General features: G+C 63.1%; 14 protein-coding genes. 8 read left to right on the top strand and 6 right to left on the bottom strand.

Annotated elements, in window-relative coordinates:
• The first annotated feature begins 37 nt into the window (after positions 1-37).
• Genes ACVMDN_RS01590 through ACVMDN_RS01580 form a run of 3 tightly spaced genes read left to right on the top strand, consistent with a single transcriptional unit; the run spans position 38 to position 3134 of the window.
• On the top strand, positions 38-490 hold the full coding sequence (locus ACVMDN_RS01590; RefSeq protein WP_028333166.1) for a (2Fe-2S)-binding protein: 453 nt from the start codon (positions 38-40) through the stop codon (positions 488-490).
• A 1-nt stretch (position 491) separates the two neighbouring features.
• Positions 492-2807, top strand: coding sequence for a xanthine dehydrogenase family protein molybdopterin-binding subunit (locus ACVMDN_RS01585; protein WP_076827925.1), 2316 nt, complete (start codon positions 492-494; stop codon positions 2805-2807).
• Positions 2808-2861: 54 nt separating this feature from the next.
• Positions 2862-3134, top strand: a complete 273-nt coding sequence (locus tag ACVMDN_RS01580) for a hypothetical protein (protein ID WP_057018047.1) — start codon at positions 2862-2864, stop codon at positions 3132-3134.
• A gap of 179 nt (positions 3135-3313) precedes the next feature.
• Here the strand turns inward: ACVMDN_RS01580 and ACVMDN_RS01575 are convergent, their stop codons facing one another.
• From ACVMDN_RS01575 to ACVMDN_RS01565, 3 genes are all read right to left on the bottom strand, one after another.
• Positions 3314-5044 carry a methanol/ethanol family PQQ-dependent dehydrogenase gene (locus tag ACVMDN_RS01575; protein ID WP_038387773.1) on the bottom strand — a complete coding sequence of 577 codons (1731 nt, stop codon included), beginning with the start codon at positions 5042-5044 and terminating at the stop codon, positions 3314-3316.
• Between the two features lie 67 nt (positions 5045-5111).
• On the bottom strand, positions 5112-5759 hold the full coding sequence (locus ACVMDN_RS01570) for a QcrA and Rieske domain-containing protein (RefSeq protein ID WP_076827927.1): 648 nt from the start codon (positions 5757-5759) through the stop codon (positions 5112-5114).
• A 126-nt stretch (positions 5760-5885) separates the two neighbouring features.
• A complete protein-coding gene (locus tag ACVMDN_RS01565; protein ID WP_028333161.1) occupies positions 5886-6221 on the bottom strand; it encodes a hypothetical protein in 336 nt (111 codons plus the stop codon).
• Positions 6222-6242: 21 nt separating this feature from the next.
• On the opposite strand from ACVMDN_RS01565, the gene ACVMDN_RS01560 reads away from it, so the two are divergent.
• The 5 genes from ACVMDN_RS01560 to ACVMDN_RS01540 all read left to right on the top strand — a co-directional run bounded on the left by ACVMDN_RS01560 (position 6243) and on the right by ACVMDN_RS01540 (position 11673).
• The gene (locus tag ACVMDN_RS01560; RefSeq protein WP_244435987.1) at positions 6243-7262 is read left to right on the top strand and encodes an RluA family pseudouridine synthase; all 1020 of its coding nucleotides are present in this window, start codon (positions 6243-6245) and stop codon (positions 7260-7262) included.
• Positions 7263-7478: 216 nt separating this feature from the next.
• Positions 7479-8375, top strand: coding sequence for an RNA polymerase sigma factor RpoH (rpoH, locus tag ACVMDN_RS01555; protein WP_024581019.1), 897 nt, complete (start codon positions 7479-7481; stop codon positions 8373-8375).
• 449 nt (positions 8376-8824) lie between these two features.
• Positions 8825-9232 carry a hypothetical protein gene (locus ACVMDN_RS01550; protein ID WP_057018049.1) on the top strand — a complete coding sequence of 136 codons (408 nt, stop codon included), beginning with the start codon at positions 8825-8827 and terminating at the stop codon, positions 9230-9232.
• Positions 9233-9662: 430 nt separating this feature from the next.
• Positions 9663-10682 (top strand): OmpA family protein, encoded by a 1020-nt coding sequence (locus ACVMDN_RS01545; protein ID WP_141340036.1) that lies wholly within the window; start codon positions 9663-9665, stop codon positions 10680-10682.
• Positions 10683-10860: 178 nt separating this feature from the next.
• Positions 10861-11673, top strand: coding sequence for an aminoglycoside phosphotransferase family protein (locus ACVMDN_RS01540; RefSeq protein WP_076827929.1), 813 nt, complete (start codon positions 10861-10863; stop codon positions 11671-11673).
• Between the two features lie 1150 nt (positions 11674-12823).
• Here ACVMDN_RS01540 and ACVMDN_RS01535 read toward each other — a convergent pair.
• The 3 genes from ACVMDN_RS01535 to ACVMDN_RS01525 all read right to left on the bottom strand — a co-directional run bounded on the left by ACVMDN_RS01535 (position 12824) and on the right by ACVMDN_RS01525 (position 16585).
• Positions 12824-13699, bottom strand: a complete 876-nt coding sequence (locus ACVMDN_RS01535) for a L,D-transpeptidase (RefSeq protein WP_076827933.1) — start codon at positions 13697-13699, stop codon at positions 12824-12826.
• A 1025-nt stretch (positions 13700-14724) separates the two neighbouring features.
• Positions 14725-15345 (bottom strand): peptidoglycan recognition protein family protein, encoded by a 621-nt coding sequence (locus ACVMDN_RS01530; RefSeq protein WP_057018053.1) that lies wholly within the window; start codon positions 15343-15345, stop codon positions 14725-14727.
• A gap of 34 nt (positions 15346-15379) precedes the next feature.
• Complete coding sequence (locus ACVMDN_RS01525; protein ID WP_076827935.1) at positions 15380-16585, bottom strand: GGDEF domain-containing protein; 1206 nt, start codon at positions 16583-16585, stop codon at positions 15380-15382.
• Positions 16586-17097 lie beyond the last annotated feature (512 nt).

Below are 17097 nucleotides of genomic sequence, written 5' to 3'. Positions count from 1 at the left end.
GCACAGGTCAATAGCTTAAGCAGAGCGAGGACAGACCATGATCAAACTAAAAATCAACGGCCAGGAACAGAATTGGGACGGCGACCCGGATCTTTCGCTGCTCTGGTATCTCCGTGACGAAGCAGGCCTCACGGGCACCAAGTTCGGCTGCGGCCAGGCGCTGTGCGGCGCCTGCACCGTGATCGTCGACAAGGAGGCGGTTCGCGCCTGCATCACCTCGGTGTCCGACGTCGTCGGCCGCGAGGTCACCACCATCGAGGGGCTGCATCCGACCGGCGACCATCCGGTGCAGAAGGCCTGGCGCCAGGTCAACGTGCCGCAGTGCGGCTACTGCCAGGCCGGCCAGATCATGCAGGCCGCGGCGCTGCTGGACCAGAACCCGAAGCCCAGCCACGACCAGATCCGCGAAGCCATGGCGGGCAATATCTGCCGCTGCGGCTGCTACCAGCGGATCGAGAATGCCGTCCATCTCGCATCGACGGGGGTGTGACATGAATATCCGCACCAATCCCAGCAAGCTTCGCGGCTTCGAGAAGCACGTGAAGGTCGAGAACGTTTCGCGCCGCAGCATCCTCAAGGGGCTCGGCATCGCCGGCTCTTTCGTGCTCGCCGCGCCCGTGATGACGCGCCAGGCGTTCGCCTATGAAACCGGCGCCGGCAAGATGCCGCACGGCGTCGTGGTCGACCCGCGCGTGTTCGTCGCGATCGCCCCCGACGGCATCGTCACCATCCTGGCGCACCGCTCCGAGATGGGCACCGGCGTCCGCACCAGCCTGCCCTTGATCGTCGCCGAGGAAATGGAGGCCGACTGGTCGCGCGTCCATGTCCAACAGGCGCATGGCGACGAGGTCAAGTTCGGCAACCAGGACACCGACGGCTCGCGCAGCACGCGGCACTATCTGATCCCGATGCGCCAGATCGGCGCCTCGGCGCGCTCGATGCTGGAAGCCGCCGCCGCCAAGAAATGGGGCGTGCCGGTCACCGAGGTGAAGGCGCAGAACCACGAGGTGGTGCACAGCGCGAGCGGCCGCAAGGCAGGCTTCGGCGAACTCGCGGCCGACGCCGCAAAGGAGTCGGTGCCGAGCGTCGAGGGCCTCAAGCTGAAGGACCCCAAGGACTTCCGCTATCTCGGCAAGGGCCAGGTCTCGATCGTCGACCTGCACGACATCACCACCGGCAAGGCGCATTACGGCGCCGATGTCCGGCTGCCCGGCCTGAAATACGCCGTCATCGCGCGTCCGCCGGTCACCGGCGGCAAGCTCAAGTCGTTCGACGACAGCGCGGCCAAGAAGGTGCCGGGCGTCGAGAAGGTGATGGAGGTCAAGGGCTGGCCCTGGCCGTCCAAGTTCCAGCCGCTCGGCGGCGTGGCCGTGATTGCGCGCAACACGGGTGCTGCGATCAAGGGCCGCGACGCGCTGAAGATCGTCTGGGACGACGGCGCCAACGCCAAATACGACTCCATCACCTATCGTGCCTCGCTCGAGGAAGCCGCGCGCAAGCCCGGCCTCGTGGTGCGCAAGGAAGGCGACGTCGATGCGGCGCTGAAGGGCGCCGACAAGGTGATCACGGGCGAGTACTATTTGCCGCATCTCGCCCATGTCAGCATGGAGCCGCCGGTCGCGGTGGCCGACGTCAAGGGCGACAAGGCCACGATCTGGGCGCCGGTGCAGAGCCCCGGCGGCACCCGCGAGGACGTCGCCAAGACGCTCGGCATTCCCGAGGACAATGTCACCGTCAACGTGACGCTGCTCGGCGGCGGCTTCGGCCGCAAGTCGAAATGCGACTTCGCGCTCGAGGCGGCATTGCTGTCGAAGGAGCTCGGCGCGCCGGTCAAGGTGCAGTGGACCCGTGAGGACGACGTGCATCACGACTTCCTGCACACCGTCTCGGTGGAACGGATCGAGGCCGGTCTCGACAAGAGCGGCAAGGTGATTGCGTGGCGGCACCGCAGCGTGGCGCCAACCATCGCCTCGACCTTCGCCGCCGGCGCCAATCACGAGGCGCCGTTCGAGCTCGGCATGGGCCTGATCGACAACCCGTTCGAGATCGCCAACCTGCAGTGCGAGAATCCGGAAGCGGCCGCGTTCACGCGGATCGGCTGGTTCCGCTCGGTCTCCAACATCCCGCGCGCCTTCGCGGTGCAATCCATGGTCGGGGAAATCGCGCATGCGACGGGCCGCGACCAGAAGGAGATGCTGCTGGAGCTGATCGGAAGCCCGCGGATCGTCAACCTCTCCTCGGTGAAGGATCCCTGGAACTACGGCGAGCCCTATGACAGCTACCCAATCGACACCGCGCGCTTGCGCAAGGTGGTCGAGCTGGTCGCCGAGAAGGGCGAGTGGGGCCGCAAGGTGCCGAAGGGCCACGGCCTCGGCATCGCGGTGCACCGCTCGTTCGTCAGCTACATCGCGACCATCGTCGAGGTGGCGGTCGACGACAAGGGCAAGTTCTCGGTGCCGCGGGTCGACACCGCGATCGATTGCGGCACCTATGTCAATCCGGAACGGATCCACTCGCAGATCGAGGGTGCCGCGATCATGGGGCTGAGTCTGGCCAAATACGGCGAGATCAGCTTCAAGGACGGCAAGGTGCAGCAGGGCAATTTCGACGACTTCCCGGTGATCCGGATGGACGAGTCGCCTGTGATCACCAACGTCTACATCGTGCCGCCCGGCGCGGACACCCCGCCGAGCGGCGTCGGCGAGCCCGGCGTGCCGCCGTTCGCGCCGGCATTGATCAACGCGATCTTTGCCGCGACCGGAAAGCGCATCCGCGCCCTTCCGATCGGCAAGCAGCTGGAGACCTGAAGCTGGAACGTCGGACGAGATAGGTCGTTCTCATCGATCCACTGGAGCAGATCGATGAGAACCCCACCTCAAACATTCGGGACGCTCGCGGCAACCCTGTCCGCGGGCGTCTTGCTTTTTGCGACACAGACGGCGCTTGCCCAGACCGCCTCGCCGCCGAACGCAACGGCGACCCGTCCGGCGCGGGTGCTGCCCGACCAGAACTCGGTTCCGAGCAGCGGCCCGCCAGCGACCACCGGCCAGACCACTGGCGAGGCCAGCCGCGATCCCACGATCAAGCAGATGAACGACGACGAGAAGCGGAAGGTCGATACCAAGGGCAAATAAAGCAAGCGCGGACCGGGAAGCGGCGGTCTCCCCATCCGCCGCTTCCCGATCGCATCGCCCCCTATAGGTGAGAAGCGTTTTCGAACGGAACGAACACCGTTTCGCTTCGAGAAAACGCGTCATAACAAGCCGGCGCTTCGGTCCTGATTCAATCAGGACCGAAGCTCGGATCACGTGGCTTACTTCTTGTCGAGCGCGAACACCCAGATCACGCCGCCTTGCGGGACGTTGTTCTCGAAGCCCTTGACCTTGCCGGCCAGAGCATCCTGGATGCGTTGCGCGTCGACGCCCCAACCCGACTGGACCGCGATGTATTGCGTTCCGTCGACCTCATAGGACATCGGCATCGCCATGATGCCGGAGTTGGTCTTCTGCTCCCACAACAGCTCGCCGGTCTTGGCGTTGAAGATGCGGAACATCCGGTCGTTGGTGCCGCCGGCGAGAACCAGATCGCCCGCGGTCGCCGTCACCGAGCCGAACAGCTGCGAGGTCTTGAAGTCGTGCTGCCAGACCTTCTTGCCGGTGGCCGGATCCCACGCCTGCAACTCGCCAAAATGATCGGCGTTCGGTGCCGGCGTCAGTCCGATGTCCTCCGGCTTGGTGCCGAGCCAGAGCTGGCCGGGTACCAGCGGCTGCTTCTCGCCCGTGAAGCCGCCGCAGAAGTTCTCGTTGGCGGGAACGTAGACGAGCTTGGTGCTCTGGCTGTACGCCGCCGACGGCCAATCCTTGCCGCCCCACAGCGACGGGCAGAACTCGACCCGCTTGCCGATCACCGGCTTGTGCTCGGGATCGACGATCGGCCGACCGGTCTCGGCCTCGATGCCTTTCCAGACATTGGTCTTCACGAACGGCCAGCCGGACACGTAGTTGATCTTGTCGGGCTTGTTCTCGAGCACCCAGAAGATGGCGTCGCGTCCCGGGTGGATCAAGCTCTTGAACGAACGTCCGTCACGCTGCAGGTCGACCAGCATCGGCGCATCGACCTCGTCCCAGTCCCAGGAATCGTTCTGATGATACTGGAAGTGCTTCTTGATCTTGCCGGTCTCGGGATCGAGACCGATCACCGAGCTGGTGTAGAGGTTGTCGCCGGCGTGAGCCGAGCCCGGCCACGGCGCAGCGTTGCCGACGCCCCAGAGGATCGTCTTGTTGTCCTTGTCGTAGGTGCCGGTCATCCAGGCCGATCCACCGCCCGACTTCCAGTCGTCGCCACTCCAGGTCTCGTGCCCGGGCTCGCCTTCGCCGGGGATGGTGAAGGTGCGCCAGAGCTCCTTGCCGCTCTCGGCATCGTAGGCGACGACATAGCCGCGCACGCCGAACTCGCCGCCGGAGCCGCCGACGATCACCTTGCCGTCGACCACCAGCGGCATCAGCGTCAGATACTGACCCTTCTTGTAGTCCTGGACCTTGGTGTCCCAGACCACCTTGCCGGTCTTGGCATCGAGCGCGACGACATGGTCGTCGGTGGTGGCGAAGTAGACCTTGTCCTGCCACAGGCCGACGCCACGGCTCGTCGGGTGCAGCTGGAACAGATCGTCGGGAAGCTGCCGCTTGTAGCGCCAGTACTCCTCGCCGGTCTTGGCGTTGAGCGCGATCACCTGCCCCATCGGGGTCGCGGCAAACATCACGCCGTTGTTGACGATCGGCGGCGCCTCATGGCCCTCGATGACGCCGGTCGAGAAGGTCCAGACCGGCTTGAGGTCCTTGACGTTGGAGGTGTTGATCTGGTTGAGCGGACTATACCCCTGTCCGTCATAGGTCCGGCGATACAGCATCCAGTTGCCGGGTTCGGGATTTTCGAGACGCGCCGAGGTCACCGAACTGTAGTTTTCGATCGGCCCCGCGACGGCATAGGTCGAAATGAGGCACGTGAATGCGACACAACTCGACAGTAACCACTGCTTGCTTGTCATGAGATGCTACCTCCCTGCTCTGTTTTGATTTTTTCAGTTTAGGTCATGCAGAAATCCCGATGTGGCCTCATCCTCCCTGCTGAGCACCCACCTTTCCGACGAATGGCGCTGCGACCGTGATCGCGCCGTCGGCAACCGTCAGCGGCAATGCCGCGAGGCGACGTGGCGCCGGCCCGAACACGACCTGCGCATTCTGCCGCGGATCGTATTCGGAGTTGTGACAGAGGCATTTCAGAACGCTCTTGTCGCCCTGCTCTTCCTTCAACCAGGCAGTGATCGGACATCCGGCATGCGTGCAGATGACCGAGTAGCAGACGATGCCGTCAGGGGCGCGGGCGCGCGTGGCATCGTCGAGTTCGGCGGGATCGAGCTTGACCAGCACGACCTCGTTCAGCCGCGAGCCCTTGCGAACGACCGAGGTGTTCGGGTCCTGCGGCCAGGCGCGAATGGGCGGGCCGCCCAAGGTCAGATCTTCCGACTTGATGACCTGGCCCGCCTTGTCGCCCTCGGCGCGCACGAGCCGATCCGCTTTTTGCGGCCGCTCATTGGCGCCGGGCTGTTCGTCATCATCGGCGGCCGCGGGCTCGATCGCGGCGAGACAGGCGCAGCCTGCGAGCGCGGTCAACACCGCGCGGCGCGTCGGGTCGGCGCACGGGCCCGACAGATCGGACTCACCGGACTGTTCGATGGAAGCGCTCGGGTTGGATCGCGACATGGCGCAAGCTGAACGTGCAACTCGGCCGAAAAGATGGCGGCACACCTTCTCGATGCGCGAACGCATGCGCAAAAAATACGCTGCAGCTTTCGGTTGATCGACCGCGCGGCTTCGCGATTGCTGCGATCAGGGTTCGTTGACGAAGCTCAGCCTGCCGACAGGTTTCAGCGTCTTTGCATCAAATGTGCGAATCTCTGTTGCACCGCCCACGTCAAGCGTGAGGACCAATCGTTCGCCGGCGACACCGGTGGCGACGATGCGCGCGCCTTTCGGCAGCGCAGCAGTGACGTCGGAAACGGAAACGGGGCTTCCCTCGCTGCGATAAAGGCGGTAGCCGATGGCAATCAATACGACGGCCACGGCCAGTGCCGAGGTCAGGCCCGCGATCAGCATCATGCGCCGCACCCGCGCGATCAGCGCGGCCTGGTCGGGGGTCGGTTCGGTCACAGCGGTGTCGGTCATCACAAGGCTCTATCTTTGCAAGTGTCTTCGCAACAAGTCTCTTCGAATGGCGGTCGGAAGCTGGAGGTCGTCGTCGCCGGCGACGAGGGCTCGGCCCGGCTCGACCGCGTGCTCGCGCAGCGCAGTCCCGAGCTGTCCCGGTCCCGGCTGAAGGCGCTGATCCTCGCCGGTTCCGTGACCGTCAAGGACGCCGTCGTCCGCGACCCCGCTTATCATGTCGCCAAAGGCGATACGATCATAATCGACGTGCCGGAGGCCGCGCCCGCCGAGCCGCAGGGCGAGGACATCGCGCTCGATATCGTGTTCGAGGACGACGACATCATCGTCATCGACAAGCCGAGGGGCCTCGTCGTGCATCCCGCCGCCGGCCACGCCAGCGGAACGCTGGTCAACGCGCTGATCGCCCATTGCGGCTCGAGCCTGTCCGGCATCGGCGGGGTCAAGCGGCCGGGCATCGTGCACCGCCTCGACAAGGACACCACGGGGCTGATGGTGGTCGCCAAAAACGACCACGCCCACCAGTCGCTGACCGCGCAGTTCGCCGACCATGGCCGCACCGGGCCGATGGAGCGCGGCTACATGGCGTTCGTCTGGGGCGTGCCGAACCGGCCCCACGGCACCATCGACGCGCCGATCGATCGTCACCCGCACGCCCGCGAGAAGATGGCGGTGCGCCAGGGCGGCCGCGAGGCGATCACCCATTTCGAGGTGCTCTCGAGCTTCGCCGGCCGCGACGGCAAGCCGGTCGCCTCGCTGCTGGCGTGCCGGCTCGAGACCGGGCGGACCCATCAGATCAGGGTGCACCTCGCCCATCTCGGCCATCCCCTGCTCGGCGACAGCGTTTACGGCGCCCACTTCAAGACCAAGGCCGGGCAGCTCGGCGCGGAAGGTAAGGACACACTCACTGCGCTGGGCCGGCAGGCCCTGCACGCCTATCTGCTGGCATTGGAGCACCCCCGGACCGGAGAACTTTTGCACTGGGAGGCGCCTTTGCCGGAGGATTTGCTTCTTCTGCAACGGGCGCTGGAAGCGGCGGTATGACGCACCCCTCCCGGAAAAGCCGCGTTATGACAACAGGTTATACCTGCCACACGGGGACGTGACGTCAGCAATCCTTCCCTATCACGGACAGTTTGGTGTATGTTGCACCTGCGCTGAATACCCAGCGCGGAACATCGCAGCATGGCCGGCTTTAACCCAGCGGCCACCTGCCGGGCCCGCCGCTATCGGGGGCCTGAACCACTGGAGGGCGCTCTAATGGCCCGTACAGCTACGTTGCCGGTCCTCAATGGAGAATCCGGCCTCTCTCGATACCTCGCCGAGATCCGCAAGTTCCCGATGCTGGAACCCCAGCAGGAGTACATGCTCGCCAAGCGTTGGCGCGAGCATGACGATCGCGACGCGGCGCATAAGCTCGTCACCAGCCATCTCAGGCTCGTGGCCAAGATCGCCATGGGCTATCGCGGCTACGGCTTGCCGATTTCCGAGGTCGTCTCGGAAGGCAATGTCGGCCTGATGCAGGCGGTGAAGCGATTCGAGCCGGAGAAGGGCTTCCGTCTCGCCACTTACGCCATGTGGTGGATCAAGGCGTCGATACAAGAGTACATTCTGCGTTCCTGGTCGCTCGTGAAGATGGGCACCACCGCGAACCAGAAGAAGCTCTTCTTCAACCTGCGCAAGGCGAAGAGCAAGATCTCGGCCCTGGAAGAGGGTGATCTCCACCCCGACCAGGTCAAGCTGATTGCCAAGCGCCTCGGCGTGACCGATCAGGACGTGATCGACATGAACCGCCGCCTCGGCGGTGACGCGTCGCTCAACGCCCCGATCCGCGACGACGGCGAAGCCGGCGAATGGCAGGACTGGCTGGTCGACAACTCGCCCAACGCCGAAGCCCTGATGGCCGAGAGCGAGGAGTTCGATCATCGCCGCCAGGCCCTGAACGGTGCGATCGGCGTGCTCAACCCGCGCGAACGCCGCATCTTCGAGGCGCGGCGTCTGGCGGACGAGCCGATGACGCTGGAAGACCTCGCCGCCGAGTTCGGCGTGTCGCGCGAGCGCGTGCGGCAGATCGAGGTCCGCGCGTTCGAGAAGGTGCAGTCGGCCGTGAAGGGCACGATTGCCCGGCAGGAAGCCGCGCTCGAAGCCGCGCACTGATCGCGCAGCAGCGAGCCAACAGACACGAAAGCCGGCGGCAACGCCGGCTTTTTTGTTGTTTGCAAAGTGGTGCTCGGCACGCACCTCGATCCGGGGCGTGTAGCCATCAATCCGCCTGCCGACGAATGTCCGCATCAGCCTCGGGTGCGGACTCGCGAGGCGCATTCGGTCATGCCGGCTAAGGGGCCAGTTTCGGACCTTCCCGACAGGCTGCAGTGTCTTCGTGCAACGCCACCCGTTCCCCGGATGCGTCAGGTGCCGTAGAATGTCACGGCCCTTGAAGCGGGACGTGCCGAAATCACCGTCCGGGCAAACGAGCAGCACTGGTGCTATCGGCAGGCACACGCTCTCCTAGAGGCCGTTCTTTTTTCGGTTTCACACCACCGTTCACCACGAACTTTGCGCGCTGCATTTGCGGCCGCTCGTTCGGTAACGTCGGGAGAAAAGCGATGAGGAAGGTCGATCGAAGGTCCGCACTGGGAATCGCGTTGGCAGCGGTTTCGACTGCCATGATCAAGCCCGCCAAGGCTCAAGCCACGGGCTACAAGGATGCGGCACCTTGGCCAGGTGTCGTGGTGCGTGAATATGAAGGCGAGACACCATCCCTGATCCCAGGATTTAAGACGGTCTCAATGCGCGATGTCATTATGCAGCCGGGATCGAAGACCATGGGCCCCCCGATGATGAATGCCATGATCTGCCATATCACCGAAGGGGAGCTTCGGCTTGAGCAGGACGGAAAGACCTTTACGGGCAAGAAGAATTTTGTCTGGACCTGTAACAAGGAAACAAAAGAGCAGGCGTACAATGATGGGAATGTGGTCGCGATCATGCGGATCACGGACCTGAAGGCCTGAGGCTCTTTTTCTTCGCAAGAGATAGCAAGAGATAGATTGCAGGAGCGGATGGCGCACGCGACGACGCCATCCGCGTGCAGGACCGCTTCGGGTCAGAAGGCGATATCCCTGAACTCGGATCGGGTTTCCGCTTCGTCCCCGAAAGCAGGCGTTCTGGATTTTGATGGAGTACGCGGCCCTACTCGCCCACTGCCGCGCTTCGCCGCGACATCGCGATGAAACCCGAGCCGCCCACGCTCATTCCGCCGAAAACCACGGAGTGTCCTATGGCTTCGCCTTCACCGACTTCGACGGCACCTTCAAGTAGCCGCCGGGAATCCGAGGGCGACGATGAACCGGCATAAACTCCAAAGCGACCCATTGATACGCGGATATTCAATCCGGGTCCTACCCGTTCCGCAGTCGGTCTCTCCGTTGGGAGATAGTCAACATGGCATCACCTGGAAAAATCCAGGAGTACGGATCTCAGGCACCGGATACGATTGCGGCGAAGTTGTTCAACTTTGAAGTCGGCAAGTTCGCCATAAAGCCGGAACATTCCAATTGGCTGATCAGTGTCGTCGCTCCAAAGTTGAGGAGCGGAGGAAGCCTTACAATCATAGGACTTGCGAGTCGTACCGGCAGCGACGATTTCAACATGGAATTGTCGCAGAATAGGCTGCGGGCCGTAATTGATTTGCTTCGCAAGCAAGTGCCCAACAATTTCAAAGTTGCGCTCGAGGTGGCGAAAGGGGAACGCGCGGCCAAGTATGCAGGTGAAATGGATGGGGTGGAAAACGAAGCCTGGCGTGGTGTGATCATCTCGGTTTGGAATAAGCCAAATCCACCGCCGCCGCCGCCACCACCGCCGCCTCAACCGAAACCTCAATTTTATCCGGAGGAACGCAAGTTCTTCAAACGTTGGCTTGGCTTCGGCGTCAAGTCTGGCGGACAGTTGTTGATCGGCGGCATCGAGAGCACGACCGCGTACGTCGTGAACCTGGGAGATTTGGAGACCTTTGATCTCCAGATTATTAGCAGCCGGTGGGGACTGGGTCTTGGAGGCAGCGGAGGGGCGGTTGCTGTTATCGGCTTTGGTTTCAGCGTTCCATATGAGTTGCACCGTGAACCCCTGAATGACTGGGGCGTCAATGTCGCATTTACCGAAAAGCTGATCTCGAAATCGGCACTACAATCGATCCATAACAGCAAGTACTTCATCGATGGCTTGAAAAACGGCAGGTACGTGGCACCCGCGCTGAATACGCGTAACACCTTTACGGCTATTGGCTTACTTCAAAACGTGAGAAATGCACTCCACACGCTGTACGGAGGATTCGAGGCAGCCAAGGGCTCGGGCGTCATTGTGCTCGACTTGCCGTTTTTAGGTGTGGGACTTGAATTGTCCGCTTTCTTGACGCGAGGAACCATGTACGTCTCGAATCCTTCCCATTGGATTGAACCGAGCTGAAGGCTCGGACGAGACTCGCCAAAGCCTTTCCGCTACCGAGGGACTTCCGGTTCACCTCGAAGACCCGGCGTTCTCGATGGTCACGCAGGCCGTCAGCGATGGTGTCCGGCGGCCCCGCGACGGGAGGGGTTCCTTTTTGCTCGCCGCCGGTGTTTGCTCTGCACGGCGGAGAACGGGCATGCGAGGATCGCTGGGGGAAAAGATCGGTGAAGGCGCCTACTCCGAAGCCTACGCCTGGGCGCCGGGGCGAGTCGTCAAACTGTTCAAGCCCGGCTTGCCGCGGCGGATGCCCTGGTTCGAGGTGCACATGATCCGCGCCGTCCACGCCGCCGGCGCTCCGGTGCCGGAGGTGTTCGGAGAGGTGACCCTGGACGGGCGCTTCGGCATCGTGCTGCAGCGCCTCGACGGACCGACCCTGCTACAGCTAACCCGAACCGGCGCGGTGACGTTCGAACAGGCCGGCGCGATCGTCGCGGCTCTCGCCATGTCCATTCACAAGACGCCCCTGCCGCCGGAGGTCCTCTCCATGCGCGAGTATATGGAGGCTCAGTTGGAGCACGACGACGGCAAGCTGCCGAAGCACATCGCCACTGAAATCCTCGCGCTGATCGATCGCTTGCCGCCGGGCGACGGGCTCTGCCATACCGACCTGAGCCCCGGTAACGTGATCATGACAGCGGAAGGCCCAAAGCTGGTCGACTGGGTCAGCGCGATGCGCGGGCCCGCCGTCCTCGAGCTTGGGTTCTTGCGCGTGATCCTGTCCGAGCTCGGGCCGGAAGTCGCCGACAATCCGGAGCGGCCGCGCGCGACCAATGCGGCGGCGCAATCCGAATATGCCCGGCTCAACGGCATGTCTCTCGCGGATCTAACGGCGGCAATGGAGCCGTATTTGCCCATCGTCCGCACCTTCGCCGTTCTCGGCAACGCGGTGCCTTCGCTGCGGGAGCGGCTGATCCAGCGCATCGAAGCGACTCTGCGCTCGGAAGACTGAATGGTGACCTCTCCGCACGCTTCACAGCGCTCCGTCGCAATTCATCGAACTGGGTTAATTGCCTGGCGTTTTCGAACCTTGCCTGGGCCTCTGAGAGGGCACTGTCGATGGCGAGTCCCAGTCAATCATTTTCAAGCAAATGAGGAGTTCGACATAGCTTTGTACTTGCCCTGACCCTGCCATGAGTTCGCAACTTTCTCGCGGTCCCGCCGGGACAGTTAGCCAGATCGAGTTTAGCTGCTGCCGCGCAACCGCCTCGTCACTCACGCACTTGCTCGCGTCCTGGGGAAGTCCCGACGCTTTATCGTCAACGGAAACGTCCGCGCAAAGCGACTTGATGTCGAAGTTGGGAACACTGTCTGAAATTTGTACGGGCGGCTGACCAACGAGCGATAATGCCAAGAGCGCTGCCCTCATGAAATCTCCCTCCCCGTCCGGTGCGCCCAGCTGGAAGGCGGATTGAGCTGGGACTGACGCGGCTTCGGAGGCTGTAGCGGCCGCCCTCCGCCCACGACGTTACATTGCGCCTTTTTCCCAATTTCTATCCACTACGAACCGCAATGCTGCGGCGCGCTACTACTTTTGCGCATGCGATTTGCCTGCCCGTCTGTTGGTTAGGACCAGTTCCGAATGGCAATTACCGCGGGCATTTGCCGATTTACGATGTGCTCAGTGAGACGTGATCGCTAACGCGAAAGGGCGCCTGTGACCGCGGTCCCTGCATGCTGGTGCTCTTGGCCGTCGCGATGGTGTGGGGGTTGTAGCGCTGATCATCCGAGCAGAAGAGCGCCCCCGCCGACGACGAAGAAAACGATCGCTAGACCTATCAGGCCGTACTCGACGCCATCCATCCCGATCGACCATCGAACGAGGAACCAAGCAAGCCCCAGCTCAGGGGGTGAGCTGGGGCTGCCGGGGCTGGAAGGCTGTAGCGGCACAGCCTCTACTCACGACGCTACGACTTTCCCGGATTTGATCCACAAGAAACCGCTGTTGCTGCAGCGCGCTACTACCAATGCCCCACGCACGCGATCATACGGTCTCATACAGCGCACCGACGCCTGGCATGCCGCAGGTTACGGTGCGGCCACCCAGCCCATTTTGAACGGGGCTGCTTCTCAAGTTGTAGAGCTGGGACAGAAGAATTGAGTTACTGGGCGTCGGCCATCTTCGATCGAGAAGCCTGCGGTTGCGCGTTGGCTGCCGAGGGCCAGCTCGACGGCGACGCCGGTTCCTGCGATGAGACGGCGGCGTCGGGCGGCGCGCCCGGGGATGGTCGATGGGCAGCTGGTGCCGGAAGCACGATCACTTTCGCGCCGACTTTCACCCGATCATAGAGGTCCATGACGTCGTCATTGGTCAGCCGGATGCAGCCGGATGAAACCCGCTTCCCGATCGTATCGGGCTTGTTGGTGCCGTGGATTCTGTATTCGGTATCGCCCAGATACATCGCCCGGGCACCGAGCGGATTGCCAGGACCGCCCGCCATGAACCGCGGCAGATAAGGCTGGCGCGAAATCATCTCTGCCGGCGGACGCCAATCCGGCCATTCTGTCTTGCGGGCCACGACCTGCTCACCGGACCATGTGAAACCTTCGCGGCCGACACCGATGCCGTAGCGCATCGCCTGCCCGCCATTCAGAACCAGATAGAGGAATGTGTTTCCGCTATCGATGACGACGGTGCCCGGCGGCTGGTGACTGACGTAGTCAACCACCTGCCGAGCAAATTTTCCGGGAGCGTCAGCGGCTTTTGGTGTTTCGATCCGGGGCGCGGCGACCGGGATCGGAACCGGAGCTGGCGCTGGCGCCTGAACCGCCGCCGCTACATGAATGGGAGTCGACGCTGTAGGACTAGATGGTGCCGGCACCTGGTGCGCGGCTTGCTTCCGTATCGGTTGAACGCCCGCCGGCCGCCACAGCAAGCCGTACCCCAATGCGGCAGCGGCCACGACGCCAACTACAACTCTTCCGGCCACTGGTAGCGCGAGCGTCTCGGTCTTTCCACGTTTAGCCCGCTTACCCATACTTCTCCCCTGATCGCAATGCCCGGAAGGGGTACCCGGCAAATTTTAACAAGCTTCGAAGCGATGTCGCCCAGGCTGGAAATCGCCAAGCGTCGTTAACGCCAGCCCCTGTGCTGCAACACCCATCGTCCACATTCGATCGCCGGTTCGGGCAAAGCAAGGGCCGCCCAAAGGCGGCCCTCGCGCAAAGATGCAACATCACTTCAACGTATAGGTACCAGTCTGGTGATTGCAGTCTTGAAAGGTTCCCTCTTTGATGACCGGGAAAGGCCCTAAGGGTTGTATCGTTGCGGTCATGACCATGCCGTCGTACTTCCCAGTCCCCGCGACTGTTTCTCTGGTTACCTTTCCTTCTGACGTCGAGAAGTACGAAAGTCGCTTATCACCGTCTCGGTCAATGGACTCGCAGACCGTGGTGCCAGTAATCTTCCCACCAAGAGATGCACTAACCCCTACGCACCGGAATGTATCTTTGTCGAAAAGCCCACCCGGAGGATTGCTTCGGATAGAGCCGGTATGCTCATAGCTTCGCGCGATGTGGGTCTTGGAAAATGAGATAGTGTTGCTCGTGCCCGACCAGCACGCCGTGTAATCGAAGTTGCCTTCTTTTGGGAGCTCGGCGGCGAAAGCAGACGGTGCCAACGCAAAGACGATCAACGCTAAGGGATACCTGCATGCGCTTTCCATAGTACCCTCCGTATGGATTGGCAGAACGAACGATGCCAACGCGAACGTGAGGGGACGCATTGATCCAGATCAATGGATGAAGACGAGGAAATGTCCGCGATGGGTCAAGGCTGCCCTGGCCAGTCCGTAGGATAGGTGGAGCGCAGCGATACCCATCATCCGAACGCGCAGCACAAGCTTGATGGGTATCGCTTCGCTCCACCCATCCCACGAAGCGGACAAAACAGGCGCTCTTGGCTATGTCGGCTAGGGGCTCAGAAGGCGATATCGGCGAGGTCCGGTCCGGTTGCCGCTTCGTCCCCGAACGCAGGCGTCCGGGATTTTGATGAGTACCCGCCCTACTCGCCCCACTGCCGCGCCATGGTGGCGAGCGCGCAGCCCTCGCAGTAGCGGGCATCCTTGAAGTCGATCCAGTTGTGGGCGTAGACGCGCTCCGGCGGGATGCCGTAACGCGCGCGCAGCAGCTTCACCAGCACCCGCCAGGCCGCGACCTGTGCGTCGGTCGGGCCCGTCGTGACGTCGGGATAATTGCCGGAGAACTCGACGCCGATCGACGTGTCCTTGTTCACCTGGTGATAGGTCTTGCTGTTGTCGATGTATTTGTTGTCGTTGCGATCGGCGCCGTCTGTGTGGGTCGGAACGAGGCTGTCGGCGACCGCCCAATAGACCGTGCCGTCGGTTTCGACCCAGATCATGACGCCGCGCCGGGTCGGGTTCTTGTGCTGCGCCTCGGCGCCGTATCGCGCCGAGCCCTGCGGCCCCTCGGTCTGGTGCACGATGATATTGCGCCAGGGATGCGATTTGGCGACGTCGCCCCAGGGCGCCAGCCAGACCATCTTCAAGCCGGGAATCTCGGGCGTGCCTTGCGATCGCGCGATGGCCGCGAGATCGGGCGTTTCGGCCGATGCGGCAGCGAACAGGACAAGCACAAGAAGTGCGGTGAGCAGGCGAGGCATCATCACGGAGATCCGGTGTCGTCTCTCGTTAGCACGCTCAGGCGCGCTTGCGCAGGCTCGCCTCGACCGTCTCGGGCGCCGGCTTCGGCTCGTAGGTCGCGTAGCCGTTCTTGCCGCCCTTCTTGGCGTCGTAGAGCGCGTGGTCGGCGGCGGCGACCAGGCGATCGGGATGCAGGCCGATCTCGCGGGTCCATTGCGCGACGCCGATCGAGACCGCGATCGGAATGTCCCTGCCGGTGCACTGCTCGGCATCGGCGCGGCAGACCTCGAGCACGCGGCGCGCGATCATCGCGCCTTCGCGCAGCGTCGAGGACGGCAACACGATGCAGAACTCGTCGCCGCCGGTGCGGGCCAGCATGTCGCCCGGGCGGAGCCGCGTCTGCGCCATCAGCGTGAAATGCTGCAGGCAGGCGTCGCCGGCGGCGTGGCCATGGGTGTCGTTGATGCCCTTGAAGCCGTCGAGGTCGATCACCAGCAGCGCGAACGCCTCGCCGTTGCGGTCGGAGCGCGCGCATTCCTCGGTCAGCCGCTGCAAGAGATGGCGGCGGTTGCCGACGCCGGTGAGATCGTCGAGCAGCGCGAGGTCGGCGACCTCGTTGCGCAGCCGGTCGATCGCCATCAGCAGGAAGCCGAAATTGAGCGCCATCGACAGGAACACCATCAGCAGGATCACCAGCGACTGCCCCGCAGAGAAGCGGAGGAAGGAGAACTCGCCGGGCTGCAGCAGCGCGCCGACGGCACGCAGCGCATAGATGCCGATCAGCACGGAGGCGACGATGCCGGCGAGCCGGGCACCGGGGCTGACGCGGCCGTTCTCGGACGATAGCAACAGCTTCAGCGTCAGCGCGAACGGCGTGACCTGGGCAATGGTGTAGACCAGGATGCGCATCGGCATGCTGTCATAGGCGAAGATGAAGGTGCCGAGACCGGCGAAGGCCAGCGCCGTGGTCAGCAGGGTGGCGCGCCAGGTCGCAGGCTTGTCGTAGAACCGCTCGATGCCCATCGCGGCAAGGCCGGCGGCGAACACCATCAAGGTCCCGGCCGCAAGCAGCGGCAGCAGCGAGTCCGTCAGCATCACGCGAAGCATCGCGCAGCTGGCCCCGGCGGAGGCGACGAGGGCCGACGCGGTCCAGAACCGCGCCGCGCCGAAAGCAGGATAGCTGCGCGCGACATAGGCCCAGATCAGCCCGAGCGCGAGAAAATTGATAATGAATACCGTCCAAAGCGTCGGAACGCTCAACATCGCCCCTGTTCGAGAGCCGTATCGGCCTCGCCTCTCCTGAAATGACCGTCTGCCGCTAAAGCGCGATGAGATCAGGCTGAATCATCATCGCGCGTTAGATTCTTGTTTTGGCATGATCTTTTCGGAAAACCGCTTCGCACTTGTCCGGATCATGCCCCCGGGGCGCTTCCTCAAATGACAATCCCCGTTGTCTTACGGAACAGCATGCGGCCGCGCCGCTTAACGGAGCGTCACCCACAACGTGCCAATCCGCGCCGTGGTTTTGAATTGATGAAGATCTGCGCATCCGCCGTTTGCGCATCGTTAAGCATGACGGATGCGCCGACGCCGCGACGCGCGACATGCGCAACGCTTTGCGAAAAAGCTGGCGAAAACGCGTAACAGTTGTGGATAACACGATGACGACGCCGTGACAGCACGCGGCAGCAGCCTCCGAATCTGCTGAGTTTGATATCGAGGATGTTGCGAGGCTGGCCCTCCGCCAAGCATGCCTCGGAGTCGCGTTCAATCCA

It is taken from the genome of Bradyrhizobium sp. USDA 4510 (assembly GCF_054059095.1).
This window is presented reverse-complemented; position numbering and strand designations above follow the sequence as displayed.